General features: G+C 71.0%; 12 protein-coding genes. 7 read left to right on the forward strand and 5 right to left on the reverse strand.

Annotated features, from left to right (window positions below; all coding sequences use genetic code 11):
- The first annotated feature begins 48 nt into the window (after positions 1 to 48).
- The 4 genes from AB0K25_RS21515 (at position 49) to AB0K25_RS21530 (ending at position 5516) form a co-directional block, all read left to right on the forward strand.
- Positions 49 to 1113 carry an alpha/beta hydrolase gene (locus tag AB0K25_RS21515; protein WP_219460294.1) on the forward strand — a complete coding sequence of 355 codons (1065 nt, stop codon included), beginning with the start codon at positions 49 to 51 and terminating at the stop codon, positions 1111 to 1113.
- Positions 1110 to 1748 (forward strand): class I SAM-dependent methyltransferase, encoded by a 639-nt coding sequence (locus AB0K25_RS21520; RefSeq protein ID WP_308290676.1) that lies wholly within the window; start codon positions 1110 to 1112, stop codon positions 1746 to 1748. The genes AB0K25_RS21515 and AB0K25_RS21520 overlap by 4 nt, the downstream gene beginning before the upstream one ends.
- Positions 1749 to 1858: 110 nt before the next feature.
- On the forward strand, positions 1859 to 2059 hold the full coding sequence (locus AB0K25_RS21525; RefSeq protein WP_255597981.1) for a DUF664 domain-containing protein: 201 nt from the start codon (positions 1859 to 1861) through the stop codon (positions 2057 to 2059).
- 184 nt (positions 2060 to 2243) lie between these two features.
- The gene (locus AB0K25_RS21530; RefSeq protein WP_363822241.1) at positions 2244 to 5516 is read left to right on the forward strand and encodes an FG-GAP-like repeat-containing protein; all 3273 of its coding nucleotides are present in this window, start codon (positions 2244 to 2246) and stop codon (positions 5514 to 5516) included.
- A 116-nt stretch (positions 5517 to 5632) separates the two neighbouring features.
- On the opposite strand, the gene AB0K25_RS21535 is transcribed toward AB0K25_RS21530, so the two are convergent.
- The 5 genes from AB0K25_RS21535 to AB0K25_RS21555 are packed head-to-tail and all read right to left on the reverse strand — an operon-like array spanning position 5633 to position 10366.
- Entirely contained in the window at positions 5633 to 6391 is a 759-nt protein-coding gene (locus tag AB0K25_RS21535) for a hypothetical protein (RefSeq protein WP_219460282.1), read from the reverse strand.
- Positions 6388 to 7422: a hypothetical protein gene (locus AB0K25_RS21540; RefSeq protein WP_363822244.1), complete on the reverse strand. Its 1035-nt coding sequence runs from the start codon at positions 7420 to 7422 to the stop codon at positions 6388 to 6390. The genes AB0K25_RS21535 and AB0K25_RS21540 overlap by 4 nt, the downstream gene beginning before the upstream one ends.
- Positions 7419 to 9137 carry an AMP-binding protein gene (locus AB0K25_RS21545; RefSeq protein ID WP_363822246.1) on the reverse strand — a complete coding sequence of 573 codons (1719 nt, stop codon included), beginning with the start codon at positions 9135 to 9137 and terminating at the stop codon, positions 7419 to 7421. Before AB0K25_RS21545 ends, AB0K25_RS21540 begins: the two co-directional genes overlap by 4 nt.
- Before the next feature lie 7 nt (positions 9138 to 9144).
- The gene (locus tag AB0K25_RS21550) at positions 9145 to 9387 is read right to left on the reverse strand and encodes a phosphopantetheine-binding protein (RefSeq protein WP_219460270.1); all 243 of its coding nucleotides are present in this window, start codon (positions 9385 to 9387) and stop codon (positions 9145 to 9147) included.
- Between the two features lie 19 nt (positions 9388 to 9406).
- Positions 9407 to 10366: a hypothetical protein gene (locus AB0K25_RS21555; RefSeq protein ID WP_363822249.1), complete on the reverse strand. Its 960-nt coding sequence runs from the start codon at positions 10364 to 10366 to the stop codon at positions 9407 to 9409.
- Positions 10367 to 10658: 292 nt separating this feature from the next.
- Here AB0K25_RS21555 and AB0K25_RS21560 point away from each other — a divergent pair, with 292 nt between their 5' ends.
- The 3 genes from AB0K25_RS21560 to AB0K25_RS21570 all read left to right on the forward strand — a co-directional run bounded on the left by AB0K25_RS21560 (position 10659) and on the right by AB0K25_RS21570 (position 14612).
- Positions 10659 to 12254, forward strand: coding sequence for an amino acid adenylation domain-containing protein (locus tag AB0K25_RS21560; protein WP_363822252.1), 1596 nt, complete (start codon positions 10659 to 10661; stop codon positions 12252 to 12254).
- Complete coding sequence (locus AB0K25_RS21565) at positions 12255 to 12539, forward strand: acyl carrier protein (RefSeq protein WP_219460261.1); 285 nt, start codon at positions 12255 to 12257, stop codon at positions 12537 to 12539.
- Positions 12540 to 12911: 372 nt separating this feature from the next.
- Positions 12912 to 14612: a helicase-associated domain-containing protein gene (locus AB0K25_RS21570; RefSeq protein ID WP_363822255.1), complete on the forward strand. Its 1701-nt coding sequence runs from the start codon at positions 12912 to 12914 to the stop codon at positions 14610 to 14612.
- Positions 14613 to 15129 lie beyond the last annotated feature (517 nt).

Below are 15129 nucleotides of genomic sequence, written 5' to 3' on the forward strand. Positions count from 1 at the left end.
CAAATAGGCAACGCTGCTGGTCATGCTGGTGGCGGAGGTAGGTAACCGATGCTCACATCAGCAGCAACTTCGACACCGGCAACACGGTGGTCGCGCACCGTCGCGGCCGCCACGGCCGCGCTCGTCCTGGCGACAGCGTGCACGACCACCGGCGGCAGGACGCAGAACACGACGGCACAGCAGGCGAGCGCCACCATCACGGCAGGTCACGATGCGGCCACCCGGGATGATGCCCCGTTCAACCGTCAATTCACCCACGAGACAGCCGACGTCGATGGCGTGACGATGCACTACGTCACCGGCGGCACCGGCGAGCCGCTCGTCCTCCTGCACGGCTGGCCCCAGTCGTGGTACTCGTGGCGCGAGATCATGCCGGCGCTCGCCGAGAAGTACACCGTGTATGCGCTTGATCTGCCGGGACTCGGCGACAGCGAGGGTGCGCCGTCCAGTTACGACAAGGCGACCCTGGCCCGCTACGTCCACCGGCTGCTCGTCGACAAGCTCGGGCTGAAGAAGATCAACCTGGCCGGCCACGATCTCGGTGCCGGAGTGGCGTTCCAGTACGCCACACAGTTCCCGGACGAGGTCGTCAAGTACGCCCACCTCGACTATCCGATGCCCGGCCCCGCCCTCAGCGCGAGCGCCTACCGGCAGGCGAGCTGGCACATGTCGTTCCACCACCAGGACGGGTTCCCCGAGTTGTTGGTCGACGACGACGTCCGTGACTACCTGTCTCTTTTCTACGGGTATGTTGCCTACGGTGGGGTCAGCTTCGGCGGGCCGGGCGCGAAGGCTCCCTTCACCGCACAACAGATTGACGAGTACGCCCGCACGTACCAGCGCCCGCAAGTCCTGACCGGCGGGTTTGAGCTCTACCGCACCCTGGACCAGGACGAACGGGACAACAAGGCCGCGAAGCCGATCACCATGCCGACGATGCTGCTGACGGCCGAAGGCACGCTCGACTTCACCCGCTCGACGGTCCGGCCCCTCATGCCCACCATCACCCGCGCCGTGGAGGTGCCCAGGGCCGGGCACTGGCTGATCCAGGAGAACCCGGAATTCGTCACCACCGAACTGGTGACGTTCTTCGCGAGGGGGGCGGACCGGTGACCGGTGCACTCGATGCCGAGTCGTTCTGGGAACAGCACCACCGCGCCCGGCGCGGCGGCTCCGCTGGGAACCCCAACCCGGTGCTGGAGGAGACAGCCGGGACACTGCCTCCCGGCGATGCCCTCGACCTGGGATGTGGCGCCGGCGGCGACACCATCTGGCTTGCCCGGCACGGCTGGCAGGTCACCGCTGTGGACATCTCAACCGCCGCCGTGGAACGGGTGTGGGCACGCGCCCGGCAACTCGGCGTCGACGGCCGGGTGACCGGCGAACAGCACGATCTGGCCCGGAGCTTCCCCGACGGGCAGTTCGACCTGATCTCCGCGCAGTATCTGCACACTCCCTTCGCGCTGGACCGCGGGCGAGTACTGCGTACCGCGGCGCACGCGCTGCGCCCCGGCGGTCATCTCCTGATCGTCGACCACGGCTCGACCGCGCCCTGGTCGTGGAACAGAGATCCCGACACGCATTACCCCTCACCCGGCGAGACCGCAGCCGAGCTGGCCCTCGACCCGGCCCGGTGGTCCGTCGTACGCGCCGACATGCCGCGCCGCCGGGCCACCGGACCGGAAGGCCGGAGCGCCACCGTCACCGACAACGTTCTGCTCATCCAACGACATGATCGGAGAAGCTGATGCCGCCGACCACCCGAACCAGGAAACGCAAGGACACCGGGCCCGGATGGACCGCCCCCGGGGAGAAGGACACTCTGGTCGGCTTCATCGACTACCTCCGCAATGCGATCATGGACAAGGTCGCCGGCGTACCGGAGCCCGAGTTCGAGACCTGGACCGAGCTGACCCAGCCGGCACGCCGGCCGCCCGGCCGTGGCGCCCTGCCGCCGTCGCAGCGATGGGTGCTGGTCCACATGATCGAGGAGATCGGACGCCACGCGGGGCACGCGGACATCATCCGCGAGAGGATCGACGGGTCCACCGGCCGCTGACAGCCACTGCGGCCAACTCTCAGCTCCCTCAGCCAGCCTGAAAGCGCCGATAATTGGTGGCTGGGCGGTAAAATGCCCGTTAAATATCCTCGACAGTCGCTCGGAAAAACAATTAATCCAGCCCGAGTGGACGCGCCACACAGCACAGTGGACTTCGATGTCGATCGAAATTATTCTCCGTGCCATGCTCCGTAGACATCGAAGGACATTCCTCTTCCTGGCAACAATTCTGGTATCAGCACTGGTGGCCGGCCTGGCCGGGCCGGGCCGGGCGGGGGTGGGAGAACCGGCCAGAGCCGCGGCGAAGGCGGCTTTCCAGGCGAAACTGGCGACATTCGGGGCGCGGCTGGCCGATGCGGTGCCCGACACCATAACGGTCGAGATCCCGTTGGATGCCGAGGTCGACCGCGCCGTGTTGGCGGCCAGGGTCAACGAACTCAACAACCGCAATCCGCTGTTCAGCGACACGATCCGGGAGGAGATCGAGCGTTACCAGCCGGATCTACCGCCGGGAGGTGGGGCTCTACACTGGGTCGATGTCGACGGTCAGGTCACGCTGACAAGCACCAGCCTGGTGTTCACCCTGGAGGCGGACGACGACCATCCCGATCTGACCTGGTATCAGGACCTGATTCTGGCCGCGATCGGGTGGGGCCTGCAGTGGGCCCTGACGGCGATCTGCGGGCTCATTGTTCCGGCCTTCGTGCTGACCTGCGGGGCGGTGGGAGGGTTCCTCGCCGGGTTCACCACCTGGATCATCAAGGCCCACTGGGAGAACCGGCTGGACGACTGGCACCAGTATCTCTACGCGTTCGCCGCCGGCCTGGCCGGGGCCGCCGCCGGCACGTTCCAGGCGTTCTGGGAGTCCCGATTCGGTGATTGGATCAGGTCCGGCGAGGGGCGAGAGTGGGTCTTGAAGCAAATGAAGGCGATCGCGGCGAAGTGGAGGAACTCGTGGTGGCCCGCCCTCGCCGACACCATCTCCGCGACCGCCGACTGGGTGGCAGCCCGTTGGGGCGACATATGGGCGGCGGTACAGCGGCCTCCGGCACCCACGCCGCCACCGCCACCGCTGTCGCTGCGCGTCATGCCATTGGGTGACTCGATCACGCAGGGTGTCGGCGGAAGCCCGGCCGGGACCGGCTACCGGGCCCGGCTGTGGGACCTGCTGTCGGACCAGCCGGGCGCACTGGACTTCGTCGGCTCGGTGGACACCGGTGAGCTGCCGGACACCAACCACGAAGGTCACCCAGGCTGGAAGATCAACCAGATCAACAGCCTGGTGCGTGACTGCCCGGTGGCCCGCTACCGCCCCAACGTAGTCACCCTGCACATCGGGACGAACGACCTGCGCAGCGCCGTCGACATCCCGGCCACCGTGGGGCAGCTGCGCACGTTGATCAACACCACTCTCCGGCGTGGCCCGGAGTCCACCGTCTTCGTGGCCACCCTGGTGCCGTCGCTGTCGCCGGACATCAACGCGCGGGTGCAGCAGTACAACGCGCAGGTGGTGAGCCTGGTCGGCGAACTGCGCGCCGTCGGACGGCCGGTGCGGCTGGTCAGCATGAGCGCGGTGACTGCCGCCGACATGACCGACGGGCTGCACCCGAACAACACCGGGTACCGCAAGATGGCCGACGCCTTCGACGGCGCGATCACCGGTGCACTGGCCGAAGGGCTGATCCGGCCGCCGCGTACGGGCGATCCCGGGGCGTGTGGTGTGCCGCCCAGCACGACCCCGCCGCCGACCGGTCCTCGACCGGAGGGCTGGAACTACGTGGGCGAGGTCGCCGCCGGGGCCGGCCCGCGTGAGCAGGTCCGGTTCGCCGACCTCAACGGCGACGGCCGCGACGACTACCTGCTCGTCGGCGACCAGGGCCAGGTCAGGGCCTGGCTCAACGCCGGTGTCGGCAACGGCGTCAGCTGGCAGAGCCGGGGGCAGGTCGCCTCCGGATCCGGGCCCCGCGAGCAGATCCGGTTCGCCGACCTCAACGGCGACGGCCGCGACGACTACCTGGTGGTCGGCGACCAGGGTCAGGTCAAGGCGTGGTTCAACGTCGGCGTCGGCGACGGGGTGGCCTGGGCCGCCCAGGGTGAGATCGCCTCGGGCGTGGGTGCGACCCGCGACCAGATCCGGTTCGCCGACATCGACGTCGACGGCCGCGACGACTACCTGGTCGTGGACAGCGTGGGTCGGGTCAGGGCCTGGCAGAACAACATCGGTGGTGCCGGCTCCCCGTGGGGTGGGCTCGGTGAGATCGCCTCGGGCGTCGGCGCCAACGGCAACCAGGTCCGCTTCGCCGACCTCAACGGTGATGGCCGGGACGACTACCTGGTGGTCGACGAGCAGGCCGGGATCCGCGCCTGGCTCAACAACATCGGCACCGGCGGTCGACCGTGGGGCTACGAGGGCACCGTCGCCGGTGGGGCCGGCGTAACCAGTGCCGAGTTGGACCTGGCCGATCTGAACGGCGACGGCCGCGACGACTACCTCAAGGTCGGCGCGAGCGGCCAGGTCACCGCCTGGCTCAACGACCGGTACGGCCGCCCGGACCCGTGGGCCTGGCAGGGGCTGATCGCCAGCAGCGGCGCTCCACGTCAGCAGGTGCGGTGGGCGGACCTGAACGGCGACGGCCGCGACGACTACCTCGTGGTCGGCGGCCAGGGGCAGGTCAGCGCCTGGTTCAACGTCCGGGACAGCGGTGGTGTCGGCTGGGACTGGCGGGGCGAGGTGGCCTCCGGTTCGGGTCCGCGTGAGCAGATCCGGTTCGCCGACCTCAACGGCGACGGCCGCGACGACTACCTGGTGGTCGGCGACCAGGGTCAGGTCAAGGCCTGGCTCAACGCCGGCACCGGCAATGCGGTCGCCTGGTCGTCGATCGGGCAGGTGGCTGCCGGCTCCGGCCCGCGCGACCAGATCCGGTTCGCCGATGTGAACGGCGACAACCGGGACGACTACCTGGTGGTCGGCGACCAGGGCCAGGTCAAGGCCTGGCTCAACGCCGGCACCGGCAACACCGTCAGTTGGGCGTCCCAGGGCGAGGTCACCTCGGGCTTCGGTGCGGCCGGGGCAACGGTCACCTTCGCCGACCTCAACGGCGACCGCCGGGACGACTACCTGGTGCTGGGTGAGTACGGCCAGGTCCGGGCGTGGATCAACAACCGGGGCGGGCCGGGCAGCGCCTGGCTCTCCCGGGGCGAGATCGCCTCGGGCGTGGGGTACCCGCGAAGCCAGGTCGAGCTGGCGGAGATCAACGGCGACCGCCGTGCCGACTACCTGGTCCTGGACGACCAGGGCGGAGTACGGGCCTGGTTCAACAACGAGGCTGCCGGTGGCCCAGCGCCGGGTAACCCCCCGGTGATGCCGGGCGACCCGACCCCCGCTCCCCCCAACGACAACGGATCCCGGCAGACCAACGTCCTGCCGCTCTGCGTCGCGAACCGGTGCCCGCACTGACGGGCTGACCCGTCGGGGAGGCGCGGCGACCTCCGCGCCTCCCCGACCGGCCCGCCTCCGCAGGATCGCGTCGCCTTCGGCGTGATCCTGTCCGGCCCGCCACGGCTCCGGGTCGGTCACGGCTCGATGCTGGTGTACTCACAGACCGCCGCCGGAAAACCGCCCGGGCCGAAGCGCAGCTCGACGACGTGCCCGCGTTCGGTCCTGGTGACCGCTGGTGTGATCGACTGACCGGCCCGCGCCGGTCGCAGGTACCAGCACCGGCTGGTGTCGGTACGGCCGGGCGGCACCCCCGCGTCGGCCAGCGCGTTCTCGCCGCGCTCCAGGTAGCACGCGAAGAAGACGTGGTCGTTCAGATCCGTCTCGCGGTCGCTGAAGGTGAAGCCCGCCGTCTCGGCTCCGCCGCTGCGGGGTCGTCGCGGCGACTCCGGCAGCAGCGGCGAGTCGCCGCCGAAGCCCGGGGGTGCCTCGGTGCGCGGTGTGGGTCGTGCGCTGGTGCCGCTGTCCAGCCAGGTCCACCTGCTGGTCCACACCGCTACCACGGTGCCGTCGGCGGCGCGCAGGGTCAGCTCGTCGTGCCCGCCGTACCAGCCACGCCGGTCAGGACCGAGGGTGACGGCCAGTTCGGCGTCGAGCGGCGCTCCGGGGAGCACCCGCACCGGCGGGGTGTACGCCTCCACGTACCGCACCACGGCACGGACCCGGTGCCGTTCGAAGTAGGACCAGCGGTCGAGGCCGGCCATCTCCTGCCACCAGCCGGCGGAGACCTCGTCGAGGAGGTGCACCAGCTGGGTCGGTTTCAGGGTGCCCCGCTGGGTGATGGCCGGATAGCGCGCCTCGGTGCCCGCGCGGTACACCCTGGACCCGACGGTCACGGCAGCTGCCCCTGCGGTCGGCCGGGCCGCCGCGGTTTGATGGTGGTGCTCACCGCGACCGGACGGGTCCGGCCCCCGCAGTGGTGTACCGCCATCGGGCCCTCCGCCCGGCAGGCGCAGGGCAACACCCGGTTGAGGCTGGAGCCGATGCAGAAATCCTCGTAGGCGGTCCGGTCGCCGGGAAGCAGGCGGGCCAGCAGCGCCATCACCGGGTCCACCGCCTTGATCCGGCCGTCGTCGTCGCGCACCTCCAGCCAGGCGTGGTCGAGGTCCATCATCCCGATCAGCCAACCCCGCCGGGCGTACGCCTCGTAGCCCATGGCCCGGCACTCCCGTTCGAGATACAGGCTGGCGGAGACGCAGTTGACCACCCCGTTGGCGAGCGTGTCGTCCGGGTCGACCTGCCAACCGGACGGCAGCATCTGGAAACGCGGCCCGCCATGGCGGATACCGGCGAAGAGCCGGGCCAACCGGGGGGAGACGATCCGGTCCGCCCGGCCGGCGGTGACCAGGTCCAGTTCGACGGCGACCAGGTCGGGCACGGCCGGGAGCCGTACCTCGTCGTCGGTCAGGGTCACGGGCCCGGCGGCGCTGGTCCAGCCGGAGGCCGTGCCACCGCTACGCTCCGGCACCGGTCGGTGCAGCAGCCAGCCGGGGCCCGTGCCGCATCCGCCGTCCGGACACCTCATCGTCGCGGTCATCCGCCAGGACCTCGGTTCCGTCCAGGTGGCGGCGGGCTTCAGGGAGAACCGGAACGCGAACTCCCAGCCGATCTCCGGGAGGCTGTTCCCGGTGCCCGAGTAGAGGCCCAGATTGATGAGGTCGTAGTGGCAGAATCGCCGTTCGTCGCCCGCGCCGGTGACCGGTAGCCCGGCTTCGACCAGCAGCTCCAGCGTCTCGGCGGAGCAACGCAGCAGCCCCAGCGCGCCCGCCTGGTCGACGGTGACCTTGCGGTGGGCCGGCGGGACGAGGGTGATGCGGCGCAGCGCGGCGAGCCACCTGTCGGTCTCCGCCACGGTGACCGCGCTCACCGCGGCCACGCCCCGGGGTCGGCGGAGTCGTAGAGCACCTCGCCGGGAAGGGAGCCGTCCGTGGCGGCCCGGAACATGGGCCGCCGTCGTGGTTTACCGCTGGTGGTACGCGCCACCGCGGGCGCGGGCACGCTGAGCACCCGGACCCGTACGCCGGGGCCGCCCTCCCGGCCGAGTATCCGCGCGACCTCCGCGGCCCACGGACCTGGCCGCTGCCGGATCAGCGCATGCAGTACGGGTGTGTGGCCGGCGGAACCGGCCAGGACCACGACGCGTTCCGGGGAGAGGCCGTCGACGCCGGCGAGGCGGGCCTCCAGGTCCTCCGCGTAAAGGTTGCGTCCGCGTACCTTGAGGCTGTCGCCGGCCCGGCCGAGGACGAACAGTTGGCCGTCGTGGAGGAAGCCGTGGTCGCCGGTGCGCAGCCGGCCCCCGACGAAGGCGGCGTCAGTGGCATCGGCCCCGTGGTATCCGGCGGCCATCGACCGGCCGGTCAGAGCGATCTCCCCGACGACGGCGGGCGGCAGCGGTCGGCCCTCGTCGTCGACGATGGTCACCGCGACACCGTCGCGGGCATCGCCGCAGCCGATCAGCCAGTCGTCGTCGGCCGACGGGTCGGTCCCGACCTCCTCGACGGCGGTCACCTCGACCGGCTCGCCGGGGCGCAGCTCGCCGGCGACCCGGAGCGCCACCGGTGGTGGCGCCAGGTGCAGGCCGGTCGCGACGAGGGTGTTCTCGGCCAGCCCGTACGCGGGTAGGAAGGCCCGGGTGCGGAACCCGTGCGGGCCGAGCAGCGCCGCGAACGACTCCAGGGTGCGTCGGCTGACCCGTTCGGCTCCGACGATCGCGGCCCGCCAGTGACTGAAGTCCATCCCGGCCAGCTCGTCGGGGCCGATCCGCCGGGCGGCGTAGGCGTAGCCGAAGGTGGGTGCGGCGGTCAGCGTCGCCCCCTGCTCGCCGAAGCAGGACAGCCAGCGTCGGGGCGAACGGATGAACTGGTCCGGTCGCATGGCCAGGATGTCGCTCTGATTGAGCACCGGGGCCAACGTGCAGCCGATCAGCCCCATGTCGTGGTAGGTCGGCAGCCAGGTGGCCGTCACGTCCGCAGCGCCCATGTCGAGCCAGCGGCGGATCGCGGTGATGTTGGCCAGGAGGTTGTCGGCGCGGATCGCCACCGCCCGGGGGTGGCCGGACGATCCGGAGGTGAACTGGACCAGTGCCACCTCGTCCCCGGCCGGTGGCGTCGGGTCGTCGACGGCAGGCGTGGCGGGACGGCCCGGCCGCACGTCGCCCGGCTGGTCGGGACCCGCGACGGTCAGCACGGTCACCGCCAGTCCGGCGGCGGCTGCGGCGCTGCGGGCGGTCCCGGCCAGGTGCGGGTCGACGAGCACGGTGTGGGTGCCGGCGACCCGCATCAGGTGGGTCAGTTGCTCCGGGTACGCCGCACCCGCGCCGAGCCCGGCGGGCGGCGGCATCGGGTTGACCACCCCGCCGGCTGCCAGCACCCCGAAGAAACCGGCCAGGAACGTCTCCGGTGACACCAGCAGGAGCGAGACCACCTCACCCCGGCGCAGTCCCGTGTCGCGCAGCAGTCCGGCCACGTCCAGTGCGGCGGCGGCGAGCGAGGGGAAGTCGTGCCGGGCCCAACCGGCGTCGTCGGTGGCCACCCGCAGCCCGTGGCCGGTGCGCGGCTCGGTGAGCCAGCCGGTCAGGCTCATGGTGTCGTCATCCGGTCGCCTGGCTGACCAGCGCCACCACGTCGGCGACCGTGACGACGTCCATCGCCTCGTCGTCGGAGATCGGTGCCAGGTCGAACCTTCTCTCCAACGCGACCGCCAGTTCGATCAGTGCGAGCGAGTCGAAGTGCAGGTCGTCGACGAGTCGCTGGCCGTCGGTGACGTCCCCGGCCGGGTGGGGTGCCATGCTGGCCACCAGTTGGCGGACCGTCACCTCGACGGGCTCTGCCATCGGAATTTCTCCTTTTTCCTCAGCTCAGGCTCCGGATCGGATGTGGCACGCCGTGACGGTTCTCGTAGTCGGCGACGGCCCGCTCCTCGGCGGCACGCCACACCTCGGTGACCTGTGCGTCGACGTCGTCGAGACCGGCGGCGCGCACGCGGCGCAGCAGCGCGTCCCGGGCGGTGTCCCACTGGTCGCGCAGTTGCCGGCCCCGGGCCCGCACCACCATCGGCAGCGCCGACGGGTTGCGCCGCTCCGGTCCGACCAGCACGTGGACCACGTACGGGACGGCGTCGAGGACCTGGTCGCCGACGAGCCGGCGGCGGCCGTCGACCACCGCGTGGCGCATCGCCCAGACGCCGAAACCGACGTGTCGGGACTCGTCGCGGATCACGTTGCGCAGTCCCTCGGCCAGCACGGGCAACTGCCCGCAACGGCGGACCGCTTCGGCCACCGAGCGGAGCACGACCAACGCGAGGGCCCCCTCGGCCACCACGTGGTAGGTGGTCACCGCGGCGTACCAGGCGTCGAGGTCGTCCGGGTCGCGGCGTACCCGTTCGGTCTGTTCCAGCAGGTACGCGTCGAACAGCTCCACGGTGGCGGCGGAGGCGTCCGCCCGGCACCGTCGCGCGTACGCGTGGGTTGGCTCGGTGGATCCCTCCACCGCCTGGAGGTAGCCGAGGAAGAAGATGCTGTGCCGGCTCTCGTCCACGAGCTGGCTGGAGAGGTAGAACTGGGCGGCCTGGGTGGGGGCCGCGTACACCAGGGGGGTCAGTAGTCGGGCGACGGCGACCTCACCGACGGCGAGTTCGACGAGAGCGGCCCTGAGTTCCTGGTGGAGGAAGGGCCGCAGCGCCTGCCACGCCGGTCGGTCGGCGGCCATCGCCAGGTCCTGGGTGGACCAGTTCTGCCGCTCCCAGCGCAGGTACAGGCTCTCGGGAGTGGTCTCCCGGTCGTCGATGAGCTGTTCGTCGAGAACGGCCGTCACCGTGGGACTCCTTTCCCGTGGCCGCCCTGCGTCACGGGGCCGCACCGGTGGCAGCCGGCAGTTGGACCGGCCCGAGGAACGGCATCGACCAGTGGTCACCTAGAGAATCGGCGAGCGGGTGCCGGGTGTCAAGCAGGGTCTCGGGCACTGCTCGGGCAGCGAGTTCGCTGTGCTCTGGCCGTGCTTCTCCGCGTCCTCTGTGGACATGTTCGTGTGGTAGAAAGGCAGGAATTTTCGTCGGCGTCACCGACTACGAGGTCCGGAGGGGAGGCCCGCCATGGGGATACCGGCCGTGGCACGTGGCAGCCTCGTCGATCTGGTCCGCGAACAGGCCGAGCGTGATGCGTCGAGTGTGGCGGTGGCCGACGAGGGCGGTGTGCTGACCTACGGCGATCTGGAGCGGGAGAGCAGCCGCCTCGCCCACGTCCTGGCGGCCCGTGGACTCCGGCCGGGTGACCGGGTCGTCCTCCTGCTCCCCCGGTCCGCCGCGGCGATCTGCGCCATCTTCGCGGTCCTGAAATGCCGTGGCGTCTACGTTCCGCTGGACACCGCCGGTCCGCCGGCCCGGCTGCGGCCCCGGATCGTCGCGGCCGAGCCACGGTTGACCATCGGTGATGCCTCCACCCACCGCCTGCTCCGGCAGTGCTGGGACGGTCCGTCGGCCGTGACGGTCTGGCTCACCGACCCGCCGCCGGAGGCCCGGCGACCGCAGGACGTCGTGGCGGCCGAGATCGCCGCCGCACCGGCCACGCCACCGGCCACCGAACCGACCCCCACCGACCTCGCGTACCTGCTCTTCACCTCAGGTTCGACAGGGGTGCCGAAGGGGGTGCCGATCACGCACGAGAGCGTGCTGTGGCTGGCCTCCTGGGCACGGGAACACTTCCAACTGACCAACGTGGACCGGCTCTCCTGCCACTCGGCCCTGTCGTTCGACTTCTCCGTGCTCGACATCTACTCGGCCGTGGCGGCCGGCGCGTCGCTGCACCTTGTCCCGGCGCACTACAACCTCGTACCTGATCTGCTGGCGCGGTTCATCCGTGAGTCGCGGCTGACCCAGTGGTCGTCCGTGCCGTCGGTTCTCATGGCGATGGCCAACCGTGGGGTGGTACGGGACATGCCGGAGCTTCGCCGGTTGATCTGGTGCGGGGACGCCTTTCCGGTCGACGGCCTGCGCCACTGGATGGCGAGCCTGCCGCACGTCCGGTTCACCAACCTCTACGGGCCCACCGAGACCACTGTCGCGAGCAGTTACTACGACGTCGGGTCGATGCCGGCGCCGGGTGCCGACGTGCCGATCGGCACCGCGCTGCCCGGTGAACGCCTGGGAGTGTTCGACGAACACCGGCGGCCGGTGCCGACCGGCGTGGTCGGTGACCTCCACATCGCCGGGGTCGGACTCAGTCCGGGGTACTGGCGAAGCCCGGCGGAGACGGCGGCGGTGTTCGGCACCGTCGAGGGTGACGACTCCACCCGCTGGTACCGCACCGGGGACCGGGCCAGCCTCGACGAGGAGGGACTCGCCTACTTCCACGGTCGTGGTGACCGGCAGATCAAGTCCCGCGGTTACCGGGTCGAACTGGACGAGATCGCCCGGGTGGCGCGGCAACTGCCGGAGTTCGCCGACGTGGCGATCGTGGCGGTGGATTCACCCGAGGCCGCCGGGCGCGAGATCGGCATCGCCTACGTGGCCGCCGGCGACCGGCCGCCGGACCACGCGGCGGTACGGTCCGCACTGGCCCGGACGTTGCCCCCCTACATGTTGCCGACGCGGTGGCTCGCAGTGGGTGCGATCGACACGAACAGCAACGGCAAGATCGACTATCCGGCGCTGACCCGACGGTTCCTCGACCATGCCGATGCGGCCCCGCCCAGGACGGAGACCTAGATGTCGTCACCCACCACCTGGCCGGCGCCGTTCGAGGCGATCCTGCGCCGTTACCTGGCGGCGCTCTCCTCGGCTCAGGACATCCCGGCGGAGCCTCTCGTCGACCTCGGCCTGGACTCGTTGCGGGCGACAGCGCTCCTGGCGGAGTTGGAGAAGGAGTTCGGTGTCGACTTCGGCGACGAGGTGCTCGACCCCGCGTTGTTCTCCGGTGCCGGCCACCTGTGGACCGTGGTCCAGGACCTGATGGACGATCCCTCCTCGCGCACCGGGCAGACCGTGGGTTGATCCGGGCGCGGCAGACGGCTCCGGTGCGGTTGGACCCGTCCGGTCGCGGTCGAACGGATCACCAATTCGTGGAGGTCGGCCTCCGGAAAATCGGCAACCCACGCCTGGCGACCGAGCACCTGTTCGCGTCGACCGTGCCGCTGGCCTACGACCAGCAGCCGGACCCGGCCCAGGTCGCCCCTGGCCGCGTAGTGTCCTTGCCGGGCGGGTCCCGTCACGCGCAACGGGTTCGCGCGGTTGGATCCAGGGGTCGCCGGATGTTCTGGGAGTGCAGTCGTGAGTCCATTTGATCAGCTTGCTGGCCTTGACCTGCCGACCCTTCAGGCGTTGGAGACAGCTCTGGCGCTGGGTGGCCTGGTCACCGAGGCGGAGGTGTCGGCGTTGGTCGGCGCCGACGCGACGCCGTACCTGCAGCGCGCCACCGATGCGGGGCTCGTCAGGCGACTGCGGGGCCGACTCACGGTGAGCGGCGTCGTGCGAGAGGTCTTCTCCCGGCCGCTGGGTGTCGGCCCGGCCGCTGGTCAGCTCGCCGCCGCGTTGAGCGCCGATGACCTGAAGGTGGTGGCGCGCAACCTGGGGCTGGCCGCGAAGGGCCGTAAGGCGGAACTGCTGGCGGAGGTGGAGGAGTTCTTCCACGACATGGACAACGTGCACGCTCTGGTGAAGCGGATGCCGGCCGCGACCCGGGCGGCGGTGGAGGAGGCTGACCGCGACGGTGGACAGGTCCGTCGCTACGGGGGCAGCAGCATGGCACACCGGAGTCGGTTCACGGACCGCTACCGGCGGGTGCATCCGCTGGACTGGGCCGAGGAGCACGGGCTGGTCTACCGCGTGACCTGGGAGGACTATCAGCTGGCAGGTCAGGTCGCACTCGCTGTGCGAGAAGCGGACTACCGCGCTCCGTTCCAGCCACAGGAGCCGCTGGTTGCCTGGCATACGCCGCAGCCTGCGTCAGTGCGCCGCGACGCACAGGCCCAGGGTATCGCTGTGGTCGGCCTGTTGTCGGCGCTGCTGGACGGGGCGGGACGGGAGCCCCTCGCTACGGTCAAGGCTGGCGGCGTGGGCGTGCGCGAGTTGACCCGGACGGCGAAGACGCTGGGCGTGACGGTTCCGACCGCCCGGCTGCTACTGGCGGTGGCCCATGAGGCCGGGCTGGCCGACCTCGATGAACGCGTGGTCCCGACGGCCGCGTACGACCGCTGGCTCAAGCTCGGCCTGCAGCAGCGGCTCGCGGTGATGCTGAAGGCGTGGCGCGACCTGGACTATCTGCCGTCGTCGCAGACCGGGCCGTGGGTTGCGGAGCACCACCAGAACTGGTCGGCCCGCGCCCGGATGGCAGTACTGCAGGCGTTGGGCGACCGGGCGACGACAGATCTGGAGCACGCGGCGCAGTGGATATGGTGGTGGCAGCCGCTGGCCTTCGGCGGTACCACGACCGTACGTGGCCTGCTGGACGAGGCCGCGACGTTGGGGGCGCTCGGCGCGGGGGCCGTGAGCCCGGCCGGGCAGGCGCTGCTGGCCGGCACGGACATCGCCAAGGCGGTGGGCGACCTGGGTGAGGTCGCCCGTACGGCCCGGCTGCAGGCGGACCTGACCGCTGTCGTGGCGGGAACACCGAGCCCGGAGCTGGCTGAAGTCCTCGGCGCGACCGCCGTCGTCGAGTCCCGGGGCACAGCGACGACCTGGCGCTTCAGCCCAGCGACGGTACGCGGCGCATACGACTCGGGCTGGACCGAGCAGCGCCTGGTCAGAGCCCTGAGGAAAATCGCCGACGGCGGACTGCCACAACCACTGGTCTACCTGCTCGCCGATGTCGCCCGCCGACACGGGTCGGTACGGGTCACGCCCGTGGCCAGCACCCTGGTCAGCGACGACACCGCGCTGCTGGCCCATGTCGTCGCCGACAAGCGGCTGGACAAGCTCAACCTGCGGCTGCTCGCCCCGACCGTGCTCGCCAGCCAAGCCACCACGGCCGACACGATGGCCGCCCTACGTAAGGCCGGCTACGCACCCCGCCAGCAGGACGTCGACGGCCGCGACGTCATCGAGAAGACCCGCCGCCATCGCGCCTGACGAGCCGGGGAACACCTTGGTTCACTCCTCTGTCGGCAGAGTTCCGGGTTTGGGGGCTGAGGGTGACCGGGCGTCGAGGAGAGCGCGGGGGCTGAATACCAGATCCGCTCTTCCCTGCCCCGCTGACCGCCCTGCCGGACGACGAGCCCACCACGGTACGGCTGACGACCGGTCCCGACGGCGTCACGCTGCGGCATGAGGGAGTACGGGGCCGGCACGCCGTCGCCCTCGGCCTGATCTGGGACCATCTGCTCGACGGCTCCGGGACACTCCCGTGGGTCGAGACCCTGCGGGGGCAGGCCGCCGAGGCGACCGCTCGGGCCGAGAAGGTCCGCCGGCTCCGGGCCGAACAGAAAGCCGCGCGGTGGGGTGGTCCTCCCCCGTCGGATCGGGTCCGCAGACTCTTCGGACACGCGCAGTCCCTGGCGCGGATCGACCGCCGGCTACTCGACCGCATCGACGCGCTGCCCGCCGATCGGCAGCGGGAGGTGGCCTGCTGGTCGGCCCGCCGTGCGAT

The organism is Micromonospora sp. NPDC049257, from assembly GCF_040678915.1.
GTDB classification, from domain to species: Bacteria; Actinomycetota; Actinomycetes; order Mycobacteriales; family Micromonosporaceae; genus Micromonospora; species Micromonospora antibiotica.